Genomic DNA, 19,599 nt, shown 5'->3' with positions numbered 1-19,599 from the left:
CGTTCGTTCCGCATTCGATCGTTACGAGTGCGTCAGCAGACGCCGATTGGCCGGTTTCCGGTCCATTCCAAAGGGGCATCCACTCCGTGGCGTGGGGCAAAGGAGGTCTCGGGGGTGGCGTTGGTGGTGGCACGGGAGGTGCCCACGTCGTCGAGCATGGCCGTACCCCATGGCCCTGCGGGCGTGGGGGAAGCAAGACACCGGATGCGGGATCAACTGCGCGCCGGCGGTGTGGCGGAAACGGTCATCGACGATGCCGTACTGATCCTTTCCGAACTGCTCAGCAATGCCTGCCGACATGGCCGGCCCCTGGGCGACGCCCTGGCGGGCGACGGTGATGTGCGCGCGACATGGCGCATCGACCCGGCGGGACGGCTGACGGTCGAGGTGACGGACGGCGGTGGCCCGACCCGCCCCGTTCCCGCCACCCCCTCCGTCACCGCACGGGGCGGCCGCGGGCTGAACATCATCACGGCGCTGGCCAAGGACTGGGGTGTACGGGACGACATCCACGGCGAGGTCACGGTGTGGGTCGTCATCCAGGACGACGTGGAAACGGCGCGCCCGCACGACGATTTCGCTACGCGCGTCGCGTCACCGAGGGTGTCCGGGATACCCGATCTGGACTTCGTGGACGCCTTCGACGACCTCGACTGAGGCCGGACCGAGGCACGCGGACCGGCCGCCGGGTTCCGGCCCGGGTTCCGGCCCGGGTTCCGGCCCGGGTTCCGGCCCGGGTTCCGGGACGACGCGGTGCGTTGTCCACAGGATCCCGTCGGTCCCCGTACGAACGGCTAGGCTCGCGCCAGTACGAGACGAGCCGTGATCGGGAGACACCCACGATGGCCAAGAAGCGACCCCAGACGAAGGCCAACCAGCCGCAGTTGAAGGACGGCGGCGAGATCCCGGTTGTCGGCGCTCGCGAGCCCTGCCCGTGCGGCAGCGGCCGCCGCTACAAGGCCTGCCACGGCCGGGCTGCCGCGCACGCCGTGACCGAGCTGGTGCACCGCCCGTTCGAGGGCCTGAGCGGCGAAGGGGACTGGGTCGCGCTGCGCGAGCTGGTACCCGCCGCGACGGTCGAGCTGAAGCTCAAGGAGAGCCTGCCCGAGGACGTTCCCTCGGTCACCCTCGCCACCGTCCTGCCGATGGCGTGGCCCGCGCTGCGCCGCGAGGACGGCTCGGTGCTGCTCGGCCTGCAGAACGACACGGCGTCCGGCGACATCAGCCGCGACCTGGCCGACACCCTCCAGCGCGCGCTGGTCGCGCCGCCCGGCACCCCGGTCGAGGGCCGCCGCGCCCCGGCCGGCGGTCCGCGGCTCCAGGACCTGCTCGACCCCGAAGGCACCTTCGAGCCAGTTGTGCACAGCGGCTTCGAATTCTGGGTCCCCGACGCGGAGAACGCGACGGCCGAGGTGGCCGCCTCGCTGGAGCGGGCCAACGCCGCCGCCATCCCGACGGTGAAGCTCTCCGGGGTCGACGCCGCCTACTGGTGCGAGACGCCCGACAAGAACCACCTGCGCTGGGTCATGCCGTACGCGGAGGAGCAGCTTCTGGACGCCCTCGCGCGGCTGCACGCCGAGGGCCGGTCCAGCCTCGGGGAGGGCACCCGGCTGGTCGGTTCCTTCCGTGCGCACGGGCTCACGGTGCCCGTCTGGGACCTGCCGACAGGTGTCACGGCGGACGACGTCGAGAAGCCGGCGGCGGAGTTCGCCGAGCGCCTCACCACCGCTCTGGCCATGGACGCGCCGCTGACGGCGGACGAACGCCGCGCGCGCGGCGGGCTCACCAACCGCCAGGTGACGCTCAGCTGACCCACAGCGGAAGCACAGATCGGGAAACTGACCGACCAGTCAGCTGGTCAGGCCCTCGGAAACGGGTGACTCCTGTCACAACTCCCCGTTGTGACAGGTAAATCCGTGTCCGAATAGCCGAGATCGAATTTGCGAACCGCCGATCTCTTGTTACCGTTCGAGTAGCCCGGTTGCTGGTGCATCCCCCGTCGCCAGCAACCGGGTCTTTCCATGTCCGGAACCCCGCGAGGCGTCAACCGCCTTGCTACCGGCCCGAGTTGCTCCCCGAGCGCAGCAGCAGCGGCTCCTCCGAGCCGGCGCTCCTCGCGAACTCCGCGACCGCCGAGTACGCCCCCGGATCCCCCGTCGTGCGTTCCCTGGGCGTCTCGCACGCCCCCGGGTCGTCCTCCGCGTCCACCGCGCAGTTCATCTGCACCGTGCGCCCGCCGGGGCCCATCAGACTCAGCACCGAGCTCAGCGCGTCGCCGGTCGCGTTGCGGTAGTAGGTGCGCGCCCAGGTCTCCTCGCCCTGCGTCAGGACGCACGTCTGCGCCTCGACGCCGTCGGGCGAGGAGAGCTCGGGACCGCACCGGGCGGCAGTGGCGAGACCGAGGCCGAGCAGCAGGGAGGAGCGCCGGGGTTCAGGCGCCCGCGACCGGTCGTCCGCGCGAGCAGCCGCACGTCCGGCTGTCGAGTCGTGGCCGCCCACGGAGCCTGCCGATGCCACGGCCAGCGGCAGGCCGAGGACGAACGCCACGACACCCGCCAGCGCCACCAGACGAACCCTCCGGGGGTCCGGCCCGCCGCACGGCGGCGTTGAGGCCCCGTGCCCCCGAGAATGACGCTGCATAGGCGGACGATAACGAGCACGGGCGGGCGCGCGGCTCGCCGCGCGCCGGACGCCCCTACAACTCGGGCGCGCTCACACCCGTACGAGTGAGTGCCTCGACGACGGCATCCACCACGGCCTCCACGTCGGGCACCCAGGGGGCGGCCGAACCGGGCAGCGGAGCACGCTCCCAGCGGATCTGGCCCTGGCCCGTCTCAGACGGCGGCAGCGCGATGTAGCCGCCCTCTCCGTGGAAGCGCAGGGAGCCGGGAACGAAGTCCTTGGCGTAGAGCAGTTCGCCGAGCTGCTCCATGGAGTACGGGGCGACGAGGATCGCCCAGCGGGAGGGGGACGCGACGACCGGGCCGAGGCGCATGCCCGTCCGGTCGAGGGCGTCGAGAGCGCGGGCCGCCGCGAGGGCGGGCAGGCTCACCGCGCACGGGGCGCCGCCTCCGGTGGCCAGCACGATGGGGGCCGACGGCCGGTTGGTCCACCACCAGCGCACCATGCGCTGGTCGGTCGTGGCCGCGAGGAGGCCGGGGTCGAAGGGATGGGCGCCGGGCACCGTGCACTCCGGGTCGGGGCATCCGCAGCGGGCACGCCCCTGCGGGTCGGCCGCCACGCCCGGGAGTACGGGCCACCGCCATTCGGTCGCGAAGGTCAGGGCCGCGCTGAGCATCTCAGGCCTCCCGTTGTTCCGCCTGGACAGGAGCCTGCGTCGCCTTCCGAGGATCTCGCGCATGAGCGCTCGTTCCTTTCCGTTGCACGCCTGGCAACACCGAGGATCACATCACACCATGTGTCGATCACTTCACTGTGCGTACCTGCTGGCGCATCACACCCCTGCTGGAGACAAGGGGAACCCCTCTGGGCCGAGCATGTGGCTGCGTCCGCGCCCATACTGCGTGTATCCAAAGCATGGGCATGGCGTGGGGTGGCGGCGCCTGGCGTTTCACGTCCCGCGTATTCCTTGCCGCCTCCGCCACGGGAGGATGGGGCACGGTCGTCAGTGGTTAAGACGCCCGGGTCCGTCGCCAGGTTCCGGGCGGATCTCAACCACCCCTAGGCCTTCACCGAGTACGTACCCATCACGACCGCTGTGACGCTCCGTCGAACGAGGCCAGTCGACCTCAATAAGCCGTTGCCCGAGTCAGTTTTAGGCCAATTTTGATTTCCCGCAAGGGTTACCACCGGTCTCACGGACACCAGGAATCCCAGCAGGACAATGCTGGACATCCCCTCACGAGTACGTGTACATGTGGAGACACCGCTAGCGGCGCAGAACGACATGGGGGTTTGCGATGCTATTGAGCAATACGCACCGGTCGGAAAGCCGGACGTCATGAACGCCCCTCACCTTCCGAAAGTGGCCGGAATCGATTCAACGGTTCCTTCGCCCGCACACACTGTCGCGCCGACGCACGCACCCACGGGTGCTTCTTCGGCCACTTCCCCGGCCGGCCCGGGAGCCGCTCTCCAGGATCGCCTCGCGGGCTGGGTCTCGGATCTCACCACGCTCCACGAACTCACCGAGCGCCTCGCGCGCACCGCGACATTGAGCGACGCGCTGCAGGAACTGCTGCGCGCCGGAGCCGCCCTCGTGGGCGCCCGGCGCGGTCTCGTCGTCATGGAACCCGGCGACGGCCTCGGCCCCGACACCACGATCGGCCTCGGCCTCGCCCGAGCGGATCTCGGCCACATCGAGACGGTGCCGCGCAGCTCCATGTCGTACGGGAAGATCCTGGACGGGCTGCCGGGCGGCGAAGGTGAGATCACCCAGCCGGACCTCCTCTCGGAGGACGGGCTCGACCCGCGCCATCGCGAGGTGGCCGCCCGACTCGGCTACGCTGCGAGCTACGCGCTGCCCCTGTCCACCGAGGCCGCGGGCCGCCTCGGTGCCGCCGTGTGGCTCTACGACGAACCCGCCGAACCGGTGGAGCGTCAGCGCCACCTCATCGGCCTCTACGTCCGCTACGCCACGGAGCACCTGGCGCGGCTGCTGGAGCTGGAACGCGCGCGTGCCTGTGTGACGACGATGTCCGCGGAGCTGCTTCCCCCACGGCTGCCCCGGGTCTCCGGCGTCCAGCTCGCCGCCCGGCACCGCACCGGCCCGCGCGGCGGCGGCGACTGGTACGACGCGCTGCCGCTGCCCGACGCCGCGCTCGGCCTCGCGGTCGGCTCCGTCACCGGATCCGGTCCCAGCGCAGTCGCCGCCATGGGCCGACTGCGGGCCTCCCTGCGGGCCTACGCCGTCATGGAGGGCGAGGACCCCGTCGCCGTGCTCTCCGACCTCGAACTGCTGCTGCGGCTGACCGAACCCGCGCGTTCCGCGACCGCCCTCTTCGCCTACTGCGAGCCCGCCCTGCGCAAGCTCACGCTCGCCGGTGCCGGACACAGCCCGCCCCTGGTGATCGGCCCGCGGCGCACCGAGTTCGTGGAGACCTCCCTGTCGGCGCCCCTGGGCATGCTCGCCTGCTGGGAGGCCCCGAGCGTCGAACTGACCGCCGACCCCGGCGAGACCGTGCTGATCTACACCGACGGACTGCTGCACCGCACCGGCGATCCGATGGACCGTGCCTTCGCCCGGCTGCACGCGGCCGCCGCGAGCGTCCCGAGGGCGCTGCGCGACGACCCCGGCGCGATCGCCGACCATGTGCTGCGCGGAGTGCTGCCGGACGGTCTCGACGAGGCGGACAGCGACGAGGACGTCGTTCTGCTGGCGGCCCGGTTCGAGTGAGCGGACGGATACCCGGTGTAACAGGCCTTCCGGCCCTGGGCCCCCTTCAGTACGACCGTACGATGGGGGAGGTCCAGAGTCGTATCAAGGAGGCAGACCGTGTCGGAGGCGCTCACCCCGGAGACCCCGGAAGCCGTGCTCGACGAAGCCGCTGACGAAGCGGGCGAGGAAGAGCCCATCAAGCAGCGCAAGAACGGCCTGTACCCGGGCGTGTCCGACGAGCTGGCCGACAGCATGAAGTCCGGCTGGGCCGACACCGAGCTGCGGGGCCTCACGCCCATCGCGCAGGCCGGGTACACCGCGGCCCGCCGCGCCGCGCTGTCCGCGCGCTTCCCGGGCGAGCGCCTGGTGATCCCGGCGGGCAACCTGAAGACCCGCTCGAACGACACGGAGTACCCCTTCCGTGCCTCTGTCGAGTACGCGTACCTCACCGGCAACCTCACCGAGGACGGCGTCCTCGTGCTGGAGCCCTCGGCCGACGGCCACAAGGCGACGATCTACCTGCTGCCGCGCTCCAACCGCGAGAACGGCGAGTTCTGGCTGTCCGGACAGGGCGAGCTGTGGGTCGGCCGCCGCCACTCCCTCGCCGAGGCCGAGCAGCTGTACGGCATCCCGGCATCGGACGTCCGCGAACTGCCGGCGGCGTTGAAGGAAGCCACGGGCCCCGTCCGGGTCGTGCGCGGCTACGACGCCGCGATCGAGGCCGCCCTGACCGACAAGGTCACCCGCGAGCACGACGACGAACTGCGCGTCTTCCTCTCCGAGGCACGGCTCGTCAAGGACGAGTTCGAGGCCGGCGAGCTGCAGAAGGCCGTCGACTCGACCGTGCGCGGTTTCGAGGACGTCGTGAAGGTCCTCGACAAGGCCGAGGCCACCAGCGAGCGCTACATCGAGGGCACCTTCTTCCTGCGCGCGCGGGTCGAGGGCAACGACATCGGCTACGGCTCGATCTGCGCCTCAGGACCGCACGCCTGCACGCTGCACTGGGTGCGCAACGACGGCCCGGTCCGCTCCGGCGATCTGCTGCTGCTCGACGCGGGCGTGGAGACCCACACGCTCTACACCGCCGACGTCACGCGCACGCTGCCGGTCAACGGCACGTACACGGAGATCCAGAAGAAGATCTACGACGCCGTGTACGAGGCCCAGGAGGCCGGTATCGCGGCCGTACGGCCGGGCGCCAAGTACCGCGACTTCCACGACGCCGCACAGCACGTGCTGGCCGAGAAGCTCGTCGAGTGGGGCCTCGTCGAAGGACCGGTCGAGCGTGTCCTGGAGCTCGGCCTCCAGCGCCGCTGGACCCTGCACGGCACCGGCCACATGCTCGGCATGGACGTCCACGACTGCGCCGCCGCGCGCACCGAGACGTACGTCGAGGGCACGCTGGAGCCGGGCATGTGCCTGACCGTCGAGCCGGGCCTGTACTTCCAGGCGGACGACCTGACCGTGCCCAAGGAGTACCGCGGCATCGGCGTCCGTATCGAGGACGACCTCCTCGTCACCGAGGACGGCAACCGGAACCTGTCGGCCGGTCTGCCGCGCCGCTCGGACGAGGTCGAGGCCTGGATGGCGTCCCTCAAGGGCTGACGCAGTGCCCGCGAGGGCTGATACGGGACTGATGGCCGGGTGCCCTCCAGGGTGCCCGGCCATCGGTGTGTCCAGGGGCGGCCTCGGGACTCCGGCGTGACCACGAGGGCGGCCCTGCGCGGACTCCGGCTTCCGGTCCTGTGCTGGAACAGACCTGGACGGGCCCGTCAGAGGCGCATGACCGGGAGCGCGTCCACGAACAGCGCGCCCGCCAGCAGGGCGCCGCTGCCCCGGGGGCTCCACGCGCGCGTGTGGAGATCGTCGTCGAGGGCGGACAGGCCCGCGTGCCCCGCCTCCGTGGACGTGCCTCCCGCTTCGAGCACGCCCCGCGCGCCCGCCTGGACATGGCGCAGGCCATGGGGACCGGCGGTGTACAGCAACTCGGTGTCCTGGAGGGTGGACATGACGGTGAGGAGGGCGTCGAGACGGGCGCAGGGTTCGGGCACGCCGGCCGCGCGGGCGGCACCGAGCGCGTCCAACGCCCGTCGCACGTGCGGGAATCCGGCACGCGCCTCACCGCGCGCACCGGCCGCGCCGTACTTCGCGGAGACGGACGAGCCGCGGGAGGGCCGTCGCGGCGCCCGCCGGTCGGCGTGCGCCGCGATCCGCTTGGCGGTCGCGGTGACGTCGTGTCCGGTGGCCCGGGGGTCCAGGGCCGCCGCGGCGACCAGCAGCCCGAGAGCCCACAGGGCGCCGCGGTGACCGCCGCCCGTCAGAGCCACCGAATGCTCGGCGCACCGGCCGATCGCGCCCAGCTCCGCGCGGAGTTCGGGCGTGGCACCGCCGTTGCGGCGGGCGGCGGCGGCCATGGCCGCGAGGCCGGGCGTCAGCGCCTTGGCGGACCAGCGCAGGGAGCAGAGGTCCCGCCGGGTGGCCCGAGCGCGGAGGTCGCGCGGGTCGGGCAGTCCGGGTTTGGGCGCCAGCTCCAACTGCCGAGTCAGCGCGGCCACGGCGGCCCGCGCCAGCGCCTCGTCGTCCTCGCGGCTGCTCATCGACGTACCCCTTCCCATGAGGACGCCGGCGGTGAAGGCACCTGGAGACGAAGCCGGCTGCGTGCGAGGGAAAACTAGGCACATCAGCCCTCAAGAACCTGGGCGCAGCCTGTGACGGACCTGTGGGCTCCGGGGCACCCGGAGCCCAGGCCGTGGAGTGAAGGGCTCCTTTCGGCGACCGGTATTCTCCCGACAGCGGGGTCGGCCCGCGCGGTCAGACGGCACGGTCGGCCTGCGCGGTCAGGCGCCACGGTCGGACGTCGCCGCCGCCCGGCGCCACGGTCGGACGTCGCCGCCGCCCGGCGCATCAAGCCGGCAGCAGCGAGGGGGCCTTCTTCCACTTGAGGATCTTGTCGAAGCTCACCACCGCACCGCCGCGCCCAGGCTTGTTGCCGATGTGGACGTGGTCGGCGAGCTCCCGGATCAGGCACAGTCCCCGGCCGTGCTCCGCGTCCTCGCCGGCCTGGCGGAGCAGTGCCCGGGCGTTCCCGGCGGGGAAACCGGGACCGGAGTCGGCGACTTCGATGCGGCACTGATCACCGTCGAGGTAGGCCGTCACGCGGTATGCCTCGCAGGAGGCGCCCCGCACGGCGTCCCCGCCGTGCTCGACGGCGTTGGCACAGGCCTCGGTGAGAGCGACGGAGAGGTCGTACGAGATGTCCGGGTCGACACCCGCGCTCTCCATCGTGCCGAGCAACAGGCGTCTGGCGAGCGGAACACTCGCAGCCTCGCGCCGCAAGTGGAGTGACCACCAGATGCTCATGCTCCAGCCTCCCGGCCGCGGCTCGACATACCGTTACGTATTGCCGCAACCACCCGTGCGCAATCGCATACGCGACGTGATGCCGCCCATACGGCCGATGCGCTCACATGAAGGGGCGGTGTATGCATAAGCGAGTTGACGCCGGATGACGACCTTTCGGCCGTACGCCGCGTTGCGGACGGACCGGCCACATGGCATCAATCGGACCTGACGCGTGGGGTCCAGGCGCCCAGTGCGATGATGAGCCCGCCATGACTGCCCCCCACCAGCGTTCGGCGCGCTCCGGAGCAGGCCTCCGGACCCTGAGGGCCGCGGTGTTCGCCGCGGTCTGCGTCGTGCTGGCCGCGGCCGGTCACGGGATCGCCTCCTGCGCCACGGTCCCCCTGTGGACGCTGGGCGCCGGCTTCCTCGCGGTGTTCGCCGTCGCCGCGGCGCTGGCGGGACGCGAACGCGCGCTGCCGGGCATCGTGGCACTCCTCGCGTTCGGCCAGACCGTGCTGCACACACTCTTCGGACTCGGACTCGGACTCGGCGCGCAGGCCGGTTCGACGGCCACCGGGTCCATGGGCTCGATGGCCTCGGGGATGTCGATGTCCGACGCCTCGCTCGTGGCGCGGGCCGCCCGCCTGGTGTGCGGTACGGCCGCGGCGGCGATCAGCCCCGTGCAGGCCCAGAAGATCCTCGCCGACGCGCGGATCGACACGGGCGTGACGGGCATGACGGGCATGCGCCATGCCGCGGACGCCGTACCGGCCGCCGCCGGCGCCCCGATGTCGGTGCTGCCCTCCCTGCCGATGCTGCTCGGCCACGTCCTCGCGGCCGTCGCCGCCGGGTGGGTGCTGCGCCGCGGCGACCTGGCCCTGCTGCGGCTCATGCGGCTCTCGGCGCAGGGAGTCACGGAAGCGGCGCTCGTACGGTCCTTGCGCGCCGCCCTGACACTCGTACGCGCCCTGCGTACGGGACTTCCCGGGGCGCCCGAAGTCGCGCGTTCACCTCGCACCGCGCTGCTCGCGCCCCCCGCCCCACGGACGACCGCACTTGAGCACACTGTCGTCCGCCGTGGGCCGCCCGTCTCCTCCGCACTCGTCCTCGTCGCCTGACACGACGCGCCGCTTCACGGAATCCACTGAATCCCCCGAGTCCCCGGAGTCCTCGACTTCACGGACTTCATGGACCTCACGGGCTTCACGGACCTTCTCGAAGGGGACGCGGTCGTGCCGCACGCGCGCGTGCCCGCCGGGTCTCCCCCGGGCGCCGTTTCGCCCCTTCCACGGGACACCGAGGCGCACGCGCGTCCCCTTTGTCACTGGACTGAAAGTGGAGTGTTCCCTTCCATGAAGGCTTCTCGTCTCGCCGCCGTCGGCACCGTCGCCGCCACGGCCGTTCTCGCCCTGTCCGCCCCCGCGTTCGCGCACGTCAGCGTGCAGCCCGAGGGCGCGGCCGCCAAGGGTGGCTATGCCGTCGTGAACTTCAAGGTGCCCAACGAGCGCGACAACGCCTCGACCACCCAGGTCGAGGTGAACCTCCCGGCCGACCACCCGCTGGCCTCCGTGATGCCGCAGCCGCTCGACGGCTGGAGCGTGAAGGTAACCAAGTCCAAGCTGGACAAGCCGGTCACCGCGCACGGCGAGAAGATCGGCGAGGCCGTCACCAAGGTCACCTGGACCGCCGACGGCAAGGGCATCGAGCCGGGCTTCTTCCAGAAGTTCCCGCTCTCCATCGGCGCGCTTCCCGAGGACACCGACGAACTCGTCTTCAAGGCCGTCCAGACATACTCCGACAAGAACGTCGTGCGCTGGATCGAGCCACAGAAGGAGGGCGCGGAGGAGCCCGAGAACCCGGCTCCGGTGCTCGCGCTCTCGGCCGCGACCGAGGAAGGCCATCACGGTTCCGCCGTCGCGGAGGACGCCTCCGACACCGAGAAGACCGCGAAGGACACCACCGAGGCGGCCTCCTCCTCGGACGGCAGCGACACCACCGCGCGCGTGCTCGGCGTGGTGGGCATCGCCGTCGGCCTGGCGGGCGTGGCGTACGGCGTTCTGGCCGGTCGGCGGCGTACGAACGCCTGAGGTGCCGGTAAACACCTGAGGTACTGAGACACAACCGCTCCCGGTGCGCACCGGAGGGTCGCGGACGCGGCTCTACGGACCGGCCGGCCCGGCTCGGCCCGAACGGGCCAGGCCGACCCGGACCGGCCCCCGGTCGCGTCCGACCTGGCCGTTCGGCCTCGTTCGACCCCCGGTGCGCACCGGAGCGCTCACATCTGGGACATTTTTCTATGCGCAAGAAGACGTACGCGACGGCCGCCCTGTTCGCCGCCGCCGCTCTGACCCTCTCCGCCTGCGGCGGTGGCGACGACAGCAACAAGCCGGTCGCCGACGTGTCCGCCGAGGCGGGCTCCGGCAAGGCCGCGACGGTCCTCGACAATCCTTTCGAGAAGCCGGACCTCGTGCTCACCGACACGGCCGGCAAGAAGTACGACCTGCGCGCGGAGACCAAGGGCCGGCCGACGCTCATCTACTTCGGCTACACCCACTGCCCCGACGTCTGCCCCCTGACGATGAACAACCTCGCGGTCGCGAAGAAGCAGCTGCCGAAAGCCGAACAGGACAAGCTGCGCGTCGTGTTCGTCACCACCGACCCGGCCCGGGACACCCCCGCCGCGCTCGGCGCGTGGCTCAAGGGCATCGACTCCGACTTCATCGGCCTGACCGGCGACTTCGCCACGATCCAGGCCGGCGCCCGCTCCCTGGGCATCACCATCGAGCCGACCACGAAGGACAAGAACGGCAAGGTCGTCTCCGTGCACGGCACCCAGGTCATCGCCTTCTCGCCGAAGACCGACGCGGGCTATGTCCTGTACGGCGAGGGCGCCACCGTCGACGACTACACCAAGGACCTTCCCAAGATCGCCGAGGGGAGGACCCCGTGAGGCACCGTCCGGGTCGTCGCGCAGGGCTCCTCGCCGTCGGCGCCCTGGTCCTGGCCGCCGCGGGGACACTGGCGGGCTGCGGTTCGGGCGACTCCCCGTCGTCCTCGGCCTCTTCGGCCTCTTCGGCCTCTTCAGCCGGGCCCGAACTCAAGGTCACCGGCGCCTACATGCCCGCCCCGAGCATGGACACCATGGCGGCGGGCTTCTTCACCGTCACCAACTCCGGCGGCGCCGACACGCTCACCTCGGTCACCAGCGACCTCTCGGACGAGGTGACGATGCACGCGACCGAGAACGGCGCGATGCAGGAGAAGAAGTCATTCGCCGTGCCCGCCGAGGGCACCCTGGACTTCGCGAGCGGCGGCAACCACCTCATGTTCGCAAAGCTCACCCACAAGCCCGAACAGGGCGAGAAGGTGTCCGTGGAACTGCACTTCGCCAAGTCCGGCACGGTCAGGATCTCCATGCCGGTGAAATCCGCGACGTACAACCCGAAGACCGGGCACTGAGGGAGGCATCACCGTGACACTGACCATCGCCCCCCGCTTCCGTACCCTCCTGCTGCTGTTCCTCGCCGTCTGTGGCGCGCTCCTGGCGGGCGCGGCGCCCGCTTCCGCGCACGCCGCGCTGACCGGGAGCAACCCGACGCAGGGATCGGTGGTCGACAAGGCACCCACCCAGGTCTCGCTCACCTTCTCCGAGCAGGTCTCGCTGAACGACGGCTCGCTCCGCGTGCTCGACCCCAAGGGCAAGCGGGTCGACGCCGGCGGCGCGAGCGACCTGGGCGGCGACACGTACGGCCTGAAGCTGCGCCCGGGTCTGCCCGACGGCACGTACACCGTCACCTACCAGGTGGTGTCGGCGGACAGCCACCCCGTCTCCGGTGCCTTCACCTTCTCCGTCGGCGCCCCCTCGCAGACCTCCGTCGCGTTGTCCGACCAGGCGGTGGGCGGCGGCGTGGTGGGCTTCCTCTACGGAGCCGCGCGCTACTTCTCGTACGCGGGATTCATTCTGCTCGTCGGCGGCGCCGCCTTCGTACTGGGCTGCTGGCAGCGGGGCTCCGGCATCCGTCCGGTGCAGCGGCTCGTGGTCTCCGGATGGCTCACGCTGACCGCCTCCACACTCGCCCTGCTCCTCCTGCGCGGTTCGTACGTGGGGTCCGGCAAGGTCGGCGACATCTTCGACCTGACCCTGCTCGGGGAGGTCCTGCAGACCAAGTCGGGCGCGGCGCTGGTGTCGCGGCTGCTGCTGCTCGCCGCGGCGGCGCTGTTCATCGCGGTGCTCTTCGGCGCGTACGCCAACCGCGACGAGGACGAACGGGCGGCGGCCACGGCCCGAGCGGGGGACACCGCCGCGGCGGAGACCACCGGCCAGGAAACGGCCGACACGGAGACCGTCGGCGCGGAGACTGCCGACGCGGAAACTGCCGACGCGGAGACTGCCGGCCCCCAGGCGGCCCGCACGGAGACAGCCCGTACGAAGCAAGCCTCCGAGAACGCAGACACGAAGACCGTCGTCGGCACCAGGACGGTTGTCGCGAAGGTGCCTGGCACGAAGGCGGCGCGCGGCGGACCGGCCGACCGTGCGGAGGGCGGCCCCGACGGCGCCGCGGACACCGACGGCCTGGCCGCCGACGCCGGCGACCTGGCCGCGGAGAAGAGCGACCTCACCTTCGGACTCGCCATCGGCGGCGCGGTCGTCGCGGCCGGCCTCGCCGCGACCTGGGCCATGGCCGAGCACGCCTCGACCGGCATCCAGCCGGGCATCGCGATGCCCGTCGACGTCCTGCACCTGCTGGCCGTCGCGGTCTGGCTCGGCGGTCTGTCGACGCTGGTGGTGGCCCTGTTCCGGGCGTCGGCGCACTCGCAGATCGAGGCGACGGCCGTGCGCCGGTTCTCCCGCCTCGCGTTCGGCGCCGTCCTCGTGCTGGTCGCGACCGGGATCTACCAGTCGTGGCGACAGCTCGGCTCCTGGTCGGCGCTCACCGACACGACGTACGGACAGTTGCTGCTCGTCAAGGTCGGCCTGGTGGCACTCCTCGTGGGCATCGCGTGGATCTCGCGGCGCTGGACGGCCCAGCTGGCCGAGGCGGCCCCCCCTGCCGTCGCCGGGTCCGAGGCTGCCCCCACGGCCGTCGCCGCCGTCGTGGAGCAGCGCTCCGCGCCCAGGACGCCCGCCACCGTTCCCGCCGACTCCCGGCGCGCCGCCCAACTGGCCCGGCAGCAGGCCGCCGTGACCTCCACGCGCGAGAAGCGGGTCCGCGACGCCGACCCGCACCGCTCGGGTCTGCGGCGCTCGGTGCTCGCCGAGGCCGGGGTCGCGGTCGTCCTGCTAGCGGTCGCCACCGCACTGACGACCACCGAGCCGGGGCGTACGGCGGAGGCGGCCCGGCAGGCCACCGCGTCCGCCTCGCAGCGCTCCGGGCCGCTGTCCCTGAAAATGCCGTTCGACACGGGCGGCGAGGACGGCAAGGGCACGGTGGAGGTCACCCTCGACCCGGCCCGCGTCGGCGGCAACGACATGCACGTCTTCGTGGTCCGGCCGAACGGCAAGGCCTTCGACGTCCCCGAGGTGAAGGTCGCCTTCACGCTCGCGGCGAAGGACGTCGGCCCGCTGCCCGTGACCCCCGACCGGGTCGCCACCGGACACTGGGCGGCGAGCGGAGTACAGATCCCCATGGCGGGCGACTGGAAGATCGCGGTGACCGTGCGCACCTCCGACATCGACCAGGCCACCGTGAACAAGAACGCGCAGATCGGCTGAACCTGACATGGCTGACCAGTCCACCCCCGGGACCTCCTCCCCCTCCGCCCGGAAGACACCCTCCCCCGAGGCGTCCCCCGGCATCGGGTCTCCCGGTATCGCGACTCCCGGTATCGCGACTCCCGGCGACTCCCCGAAGGGAGTCATGTCGCGGCGCCGGCTGCTCGGCACCGCCGGCGCCACCGGGCTCGCCCTCGGAGCGGCGGGGGCGGCCGTGGGCTACGCGGCGGCGCCTTCCCCGGAAAAGACCATCCCGTTGACCTCGGTCGGCGCGGACATGGCAATGTTTCACGGGAAACATCAGCCCGGCATCACCACCGCACTCCAGGCGCGCGGCCACCTCGTCGCCTTCGACCTGGCGGCGGGCGCGGGCCGCAGGGAGGCCGCCGCACTGCTGCGCCGCTGGTCGGTGACGGCCGAGCGGCTGATGGCGGGCGAGGCCGCGGCCCACGAGGACACGGACGTCGCGCGTGACGCCGGCCCGTCGTCCCTCACCGTCACCTTCGGCTTCGGACACAGCTTCTTCGCCCGTACGGGTCTGGAGAAGCAGCGCCCGGTCGCCCTGGACCCGCTGCCCGACTTCTCCTCCGACCACCTCGACAAGGCGCGCAGCGACGGCGACCTGTGGGTGCAGATCGGCGCGAACGACGCCCTCGTCGCCTTCCACGCCCTGCGCGCGATCCAGAAGGACGCGGGCAGCGCGGCGCGTGTGCGCTGGCAGATGAACGGTTTCAACCGCTCGCCGGGCGCCACCGCCGAGCCGATGACCGCGCGCAACCTGATGGGCCAGATCGACGGCACCCGCAATCCGAAGCCGTCCGAGCCCGACTTCGACGGGCGTATCTTCGTTCCCGCCTCCGGCGACCCGGAATGGATGGCGAACGGCTCGTACGCCGTCGTGCGCCGCATCCGCATGCTTCTCGACGACTGGGAGAAGCTCTCGGGCAAGGCCCAGGAGGACGTCATCGGGCGGAAGAAGTCCACCGGGGCGCCGTTGAGCGGCGGCACCGAGACCACCGCGATGGACCTGGACAAGACCGACGCCGACGGCAACCCCGTCGTGCCCGTCAACGCGCACGCCCGCATCACCCGGCCCGACCGGAACGGCGGCGCCGCGATGCTGCGCCGACCGTTCTCCTTCCACGACGGCATCGGCACCGACGGGGCGCCCGACGCCGGCCTGCTCTTCGTGTGCTGGCAGGCCGATCCGGTGCGCGGCTTCGTCCCCGTCCAGCGCAAGCTCGACCGCGGCGACGCTCTCTCGACGTTCATCCGCCATGAGTCGAGCGGGCTCTTCGCGGTGCCGGGCGGCGCGGCGGAGGGGGAGTACGTGGGGCAGCGGTTGCTGGAGGGGTGACGGGGACCTTCCGTACCAGGCTCTGTACCAGGCGCGGTGCCGGGCTCCGCAGCCGGCCCGGTGCCGGGGTCCCGCAGGCGTGAGCCGCGTCGGGCGAGGCCCATTAGGGTGACGGTATGTCGGCGACGCGCTACACCTATCTCGGCCCCGAGGGTACGTTCACCGAGGCCGCCCTCCGCACGCTCCCCGAGGCCGCGACGCGGGAACTGGTGCCCATGGTGTCCGTCCCGGCCGCGCTCGACGCGGTGCGCGGCGGCCAGGCCGCGGGCGCGCTCGTCCCGATCGAGAACTCCGTCGAGGGCGGTGTCACCGCCACCCTCGACGAGCTCGCCCAGGGCGACCAGCTGATGATCTACCGCGAGGTCGTGCTGCCGATCGCCTTCGCCCTGCTGGTCAGGCCCGGCACGGCGTTGAAGGACGTCAAGACGGTCACCGGACACCCGGTCGCCCAACCCCAGGTGCGCAACTGGCTGGCCGCTCACCTGCCGGACGCCCTGTGGGAGTCGGCGGCGTCGAACGCGGACGGCGCCCGGCTGGTCCAGGAGGGCCGTTACGACGCGGCCTTCGCGGGCGAGTTCGCCGCGGCGACGTACGGCCTCGATCCGCTGGTGACCGAGATCCACGACGCGGCGAATGCCGAGACCCGCTTCGTGCTGGTCGGCCGCCCGGCCCGGCCCGCCGCGCCGACCGGCGCCGACAAGACGTCCGTGGTCATCTGGCTCGGCGACGACCACCCCGGCGCACTGCTCGAACTGCTCCAGGAGTTCGCCGTGCGCGGGGTCAACCTGATGCGGATCGAGTCCCGCCCGACCGGCCAGGGCATCGGCAATTACTGCTTCTCGGTTGACGCCGAGGGGCACATCACCGACCGCCGGGTGGGCGAGGCGCTGATGGGCCTCAAGCGGATCTGCCCCCAGGTGCGCTTCCTCGGTTCCTATCCGCGGGCCGGTGTCGCCCTTGAGGACGTGCGAGCACTGCGGCCGGGGACGTCGGACAACGAGTTCTCCGCCGCGTCGGACTGGCTGGCGCGCTGCGCGGACGGCCGGTTCTGAGCGGCGGATCCACACCCGTCCGAGCGTTTCCTCACGGTCCTACCTGCTGATTTTCGTCATCCACAGAGGTTATCCACAGGTGCGCTTCTCGACCTGGGGACAAGTCGACAACGAAGCACCACATCATCGACAAATCGGCTACTGGACCCAAGTCCTTCCACAACCCTGTACGACACCCTTCGTCTACCCTTTTCCATTGATCAACCCTATGGAGCGAATCTTTTACACCCGAAAGTGGCTGTACGGAGGGTTTGAACCGGGAATTCCTCAGCCGCCGAAGGGTACCCGGAATGATCAATTCCGACATCCACAGATCTTCCACACAGCCTGTGGATAACTATCGGAGGGGGTCGATCCCTGTGGACAACCCGGCTCGCAAGTCCCGTCCCCCGCAAGGAAATCCAGTCAACCGGCCAAGAGCCGCCTGCCCCGTTCCAGGGAGTAGGACCCTTTTCATTGACGTCGTTCGGTGATCAGGGGATTCGGTCCGGCATTTCACTCATACCGTGACAGCCCTCACGCTCTGGAATATCGGGTCGTTGGCCGGAAGCCCGCACCGGTAGCCTTGAGGGGTGATTGACCTTCGCCTGCTCCGTGAGGACCCCGACCGTGTTCGCGCCTCCCAGCGCGCCCGTGGAGAGGATGTCGCGCTCGTCGACTCCCTCCTCTCCGCCGACGAACGGCGCAGGTCGTCCGGCGTCCGCTTCGACGAGCTGCGTTCCGAGCAGAAGTCTCTCGGCAAGCTGATCCCCAAGGCCTCCCCGGACGAGCGCGCCGAGCTGCTGAAGACGGCCGAGCAGCTCAAGACCGACGTCAAGGCCGCCGAGGCCGAACAGAACGAGGCGGACGACGAGACCAAGCGGCTCCTCCTCCAGCTCGGCAACCTGGTGCACCCCGACGTCCCGGTCGGCGGCGAAGAGGATTTCGTCGTCCTGGAGACGCACGGCACCATCCGTGACTTCGCCGCCGAGGGCTTCGAGCCCAAGGACCACCTGGAACTCGGCGAGTCGCTGGGCGCCATCGACGTCGAGCGCGGCGCCAAGGTGTCGGGCTCGCGTTTCTACTACCTGACCGGCGTCGGCGCGCTCCTGGAGCTCGCCCTCGTCAACGCGGCGATCGCGCAGGCCACCGAGGCCGGCTTCACGCCGATGCTGACCCCGGCGCTGGTCCGCCCGCGCGCCATGGAGGGCACCGGCTTCCTCGGCCAGGCCGCGGAGAACGTGTACCACCTGGAGAAGGACGACTACTACCTGGTCGGCACCTCCGAGGTCCCCCTCGCGGCGTACCACATGGACGAGATCCTCGACGCCGACAAGCTGCCGATGCGCTACGCCGGTTTCTCGCCGTGCTTCCGCCGCGAGGCCGGCACCTACGGCAAGGACACCCGCGGTATCTTCCGCGTACACCAGTTCGACAAGGTCGAGATGTTCTCGTACGTCGACCCCGCGGACGCCGAGAACGAGCACAAGCGGCTCCTCGACTGGGAGAAGCAGTGGCTGACCGGCCTCGAACTGCCCTTCCAGGTGATCGACGTGGCGAGCGGCGACCTGGGGGCCTCGGCCTCCCGCAAGTTCGACTGCGAGGCGTGGATCCCGACCCAGGGCAAGTACCGCGAGCTGACCTCGGCCTCCAACTGCGACGGCTTCCAGGCCCGCCGGCTGTCCGTCCGTATGCGCGACGGCAAGAAGGTCCAGCCGCTCGCCACACTGAACGGCACGCTGTGCGCCGTCCCGCGCACCATCGTCGCGATCCTGGAGAACCACCAGCTCGCCGACGGTTCGGTACGGGTTCCCGAGGTGCTGCGGCCCTACCTGGGCGGACGTGAAGTTCTGGAGCCGATCTCCAAGTGACCGGCACGACTGGGTCGACGGGACCGTCCGGGGCCACGGGGCCGAGGGCTTTCCCGTACAAGCTCGTCGCGACCGATCTCGACGGGACGCTGCTGCGTTCCGACGAGACGGTCTCGGCCCGTACGCGCGACGCGCTCGCCGCGGTGACCGAGGCGGGCGCGGCCCACATCGTCGTCACCGGGCGCGCGGTGCCCTGGACGCGGCACATCCTCGACGACCTCGGTTACCAGGGTCTCGCGGTCTGCGGTCAGGGCGCGCAGGTCTACGACGCGAGGGAGCACCGGCTGCTCACCTCGGTGACGCTGGACCGGCAGCTGGCCGGTCTCGCGCTCGCCAAGATCGAGGCGGAGGTCGGCCCGCTGCTGCTGGCCGCGAGCCGCGACGGGCTCGAGGGCGAGGTGCTGGTCGGCCCCGGCTACCGCAGGCTGGACGGCCCGCTCCCGGTCGTCCCGATCAAGGACGCGGCGGACCTCTGGTCTGCCCCTCTGAACAAGGTGTACGTCCAGCACCCGACGCTCTCCGACGACGAGCTCGCGTCCGTGGCCATGGAGGTCGCGGGCGGACTCGTCGGCGTCACGATGGCGGGCGCGGGGATAGTGGAACTCCTTCCCCTCGGCCTCTCCAAGGCGACGGGGCTGTCCCTCGCGGCCCGACGCCTCGGCGTCAAGGCCGCCGACACGATCGCCTTCGGCGACATGCCGAACGACCTCCCGATGTTCGCCTGGGCGGCCCGTGGGGTGGCCATGGCCAACGCCCACGACGATCTCAAGGCGATCGCGGACGAGGTGACGTCCTCGAACGAGGAGGACGGGATCGCGGTGGTACTGGAGCGGTTGCTGACGCAGCCGTAGCCATGGCGATGGCGATGGCGATGGCGATAGCCCTGATTTGGTCCGGGCGCCTGGTCGCCGCCACCTCGCTGTCGGCGGGGCGGCGGGACCCTCAGT

General features: G+C 71.3%; 17 protein-coding genes. 13 read left to right on the top strand and 4 right to left on the bottom strand.

What is annotated here, in order from left to right; translation table 11 throughout:
• Positions 1–27 precede the first annotated feature (27 nt).
• Together ACFYR3_RS05410 and ACFYR3_RS05405 are read left to right on the top strand one after the other, a co-directional pair.
• Positions 28–657: an ATP-binding protein gene (locus ACFYR3_RS05410; protein ID WP_389281578.1), complete on the top strand. Its 630-nt coding sequence runs from the start codon at positions 28–30 to the stop codon at positions 655–657.
• 185 nt (positions 658–842) lie between these two features.
• Positions 843–1,811, top strand: coding sequence for a DUF5926 family protein (locus ACFYR3_RS05405; protein WP_355848300.1), 969 nt, complete (start codon positions 843–845; stop codon positions 1,809–1,811).
• A 244-nt stretch (positions 1,812–2,055) separates the two neighbouring features.
• Here ACFYR3_RS05405 and ACFYR3_RS05400 read toward each other — a convergent pair whose 3' ends face one another.
• Both ACFYR3_RS05400 and ACFYR3_RS05395 read right to left on the bottom strand, forming a co-directional pair.
• On the bottom strand, positions 2,056–2,640 hold the full coding sequence (locus ACFYR3_RS05400) for a hypothetical protein (RefSeq protein WP_355848297.1): 585 nt from the start codon (positions 2,638–2,640) through the stop codon (positions 2,056–2,058).
• Between the two features lie 55 nt (positions 2,641–2,695).
• Positions 2,696–3,361 (bottom strand): bifunctional DNA primase/polymerase, encoded by a 666-nt coding sequence (locus ACFYR3_RS05395; RefSeq protein WP_261703807.1) that lies wholly within the window; start codon positions 3,359–3,361, stop codon positions 2,696–2,698.
• Between the two features lie 483 nt (positions 3,362–3,844).
• Here ACFYR3_RS05395 and ACFYR3_RS05390 point away from each other — a divergent pair, with 483 nt between their 5' ends.
• Positions 3,845–5,356, top strand: coding sequence for a PP2C family protein-serine/threonine phosphatase (locus ACFYR3_RS05390; protein ID WP_355848294.1), 1,512 nt, complete (start codon positions 3,845–3,847; stop codon positions 5,354–5,356).
• A 99-nt stretch (positions 5,357–5,455) separates the two neighbouring features.
• Positions 5,456–6,943, top strand: coding sequence for an aminopeptidase P family protein (locus ACFYR3_RS05385; RefSeq protein WP_389281575.1), 1,488 nt, complete (start codon positions 5,456–5,458; stop codon positions 6,941–6,943).
• Positions 6,944–7,110: 167 nt separating this feature from the next.
• On the opposite strand, the gene ACFYR3_RS05380 is transcribed toward ACFYR3_RS05385, so the two are convergent.
• Complete coding sequence (locus ACFYR3_RS05380; RefSeq protein ID WP_389281573.1) at positions 7,111–7,935, bottom strand: triphosphoribosyl-dephospho-CoA synthase; 825 nt, start codon at positions 7,933–7,935, stop codon at positions 7,111–7,113.
• Between the two features lie 307 nt (positions 7,936–8,242).
• Positions 8,243–8,698, bottom strand: a complete 456-nt coding sequence (locus ACFYR3_RS05375) for an ATP-binding protein (protein ID WP_355848288.1) — start codon at positions 8,696–8,698, stop codon at positions 8,243–8,245.
• Between the two features lie 251 nt (positions 8,699–8,949).
• Between ACFYR3_RS05375 and ACFYR3_RS05370 the strand changes: the two genes are divergently transcribed.
• The 9 genes from ACFYR3_RS05370 to ACFYR3_RS05330 all read left to right on the top strand — a co-directional run bounded on the left by ACFYR3_RS05370 (position 8,950) and on the right by ACFYR3_RS05330 (position 19,503).
• A complete protein-coding gene (locus ACFYR3_RS05370; RefSeq protein ID WP_389281570.1) occupies positions 8,950–9,798 on the top strand; it encodes a hypothetical protein in 849 nt (282 codons plus the stop codon).
• A gap of 234 nt (positions 9,799–10,032) precedes the next feature.
• Positions 10,033–10,767 carry a YcnI family protein gene (locus ACFYR3_RS05365; RefSeq protein WP_389281568.1) on the top strand — a complete coding sequence of 245 codons (735 nt, stop codon included), beginning with the start codon at positions 10,033–10,035 and terminating at the stop codon, positions 10,765–10,767.
• A gap of 209 nt (positions 10,768–10,976) precedes the next feature.
• The gene (locus tag ACFYR3_RS05360) at positions 10,977–11,630 is read left to right on the top strand and encodes an SCO family protein (RefSeq protein ID WP_355848279.1); all 654 of its coding nucleotides are present in this window, start codon (positions 10,977–10,979) and stop codon (positions 11,628–11,630) included.
• Positions 11,627–12,139 carry a copper chaperone PCu(A)C gene (locus ACFYR3_RS05355; protein ID WP_355848276.1) on the top strand — a complete coding sequence of 171 codons (513 nt, stop codon included), beginning with the start codon at positions 11,627–11,629 and terminating at the stop codon, positions 12,137–12,139. Before ACFYR3_RS05360 ends, ACFYR3_RS05355 begins: the two co-directional genes overlap by 4 nt.
• 13 nt (positions 12,140–12,152) lie before the next feature.
• Positions 12,153–14,393, top strand: coding sequence for a copper resistance protein CopC (locus ACFYR3_RS05350; RefSeq protein WP_389281565.1), 2,241 nt, complete (start codon positions 12,153–12,155; stop codon positions 14,391–14,393).
• Positions 14,394–14,400: 7 nt separating this feature from the next.
• Positions 14,401–15,750: an iron uptake transporter deferrochelatase/peroxidase subunit gene (gene efeB, locus ACFYR3_RS05345; protein ID WP_389281563.1), complete on the top strand. Its 1,350-nt coding sequence runs from the start codon at positions 14,401–14,403 to the stop codon at positions 15,748–15,750.
• 116 nt (positions 15,751–15,866) lie between these two features.
• On the top strand, positions 15,867–16,802 hold the full coding sequence (gene pheA, locus ACFYR3_RS05340) for a prephenate dehydratase (RefSeq protein ID WP_355848268.1): 936 nt from the start codon (positions 15,867–15,869) through the stop codon (positions 16,800–16,802).
• Positions 16,803–17,374: 572 nt separating this feature from the next.
• On the top strand, positions 17,375–18,652 hold the full coding sequence (gene serS / locus ACFYR3_RS05335; RefSeq protein WP_355848265.1) for a serine--tRNA ligase: 1,278 nt from the start codon (positions 17,375–17,377) through the stop codon (positions 18,650–18,652).
• Positions 18,649–19,503: a Cof-type HAD-IIB family hydrolase gene (locus ACFYR3_RS05330; RefSeq protein WP_355848263.1), complete on the top strand. Its 855-nt coding sequence runs from the start codon at positions 18,649–18,651 to the stop codon at positions 19,501–19,503. Before serS ends, ACFYR3_RS05330 begins: the two co-directional genes overlap by 4 nt.
• Positions 19,504–19,599 lie beyond the last annotated feature (96 nt).

The organism is Streptomyces sp. NPDC005784 (assembly GCF_042871525.1).
Lineage (GTDB): Bacteria > Actinomycetota > Actinomycetes > Streptomycetales > Streptomycetaceae > Streptomyces.
This window is presented reverse-complemented; position numbering and strand designations above follow the sequence as displayed.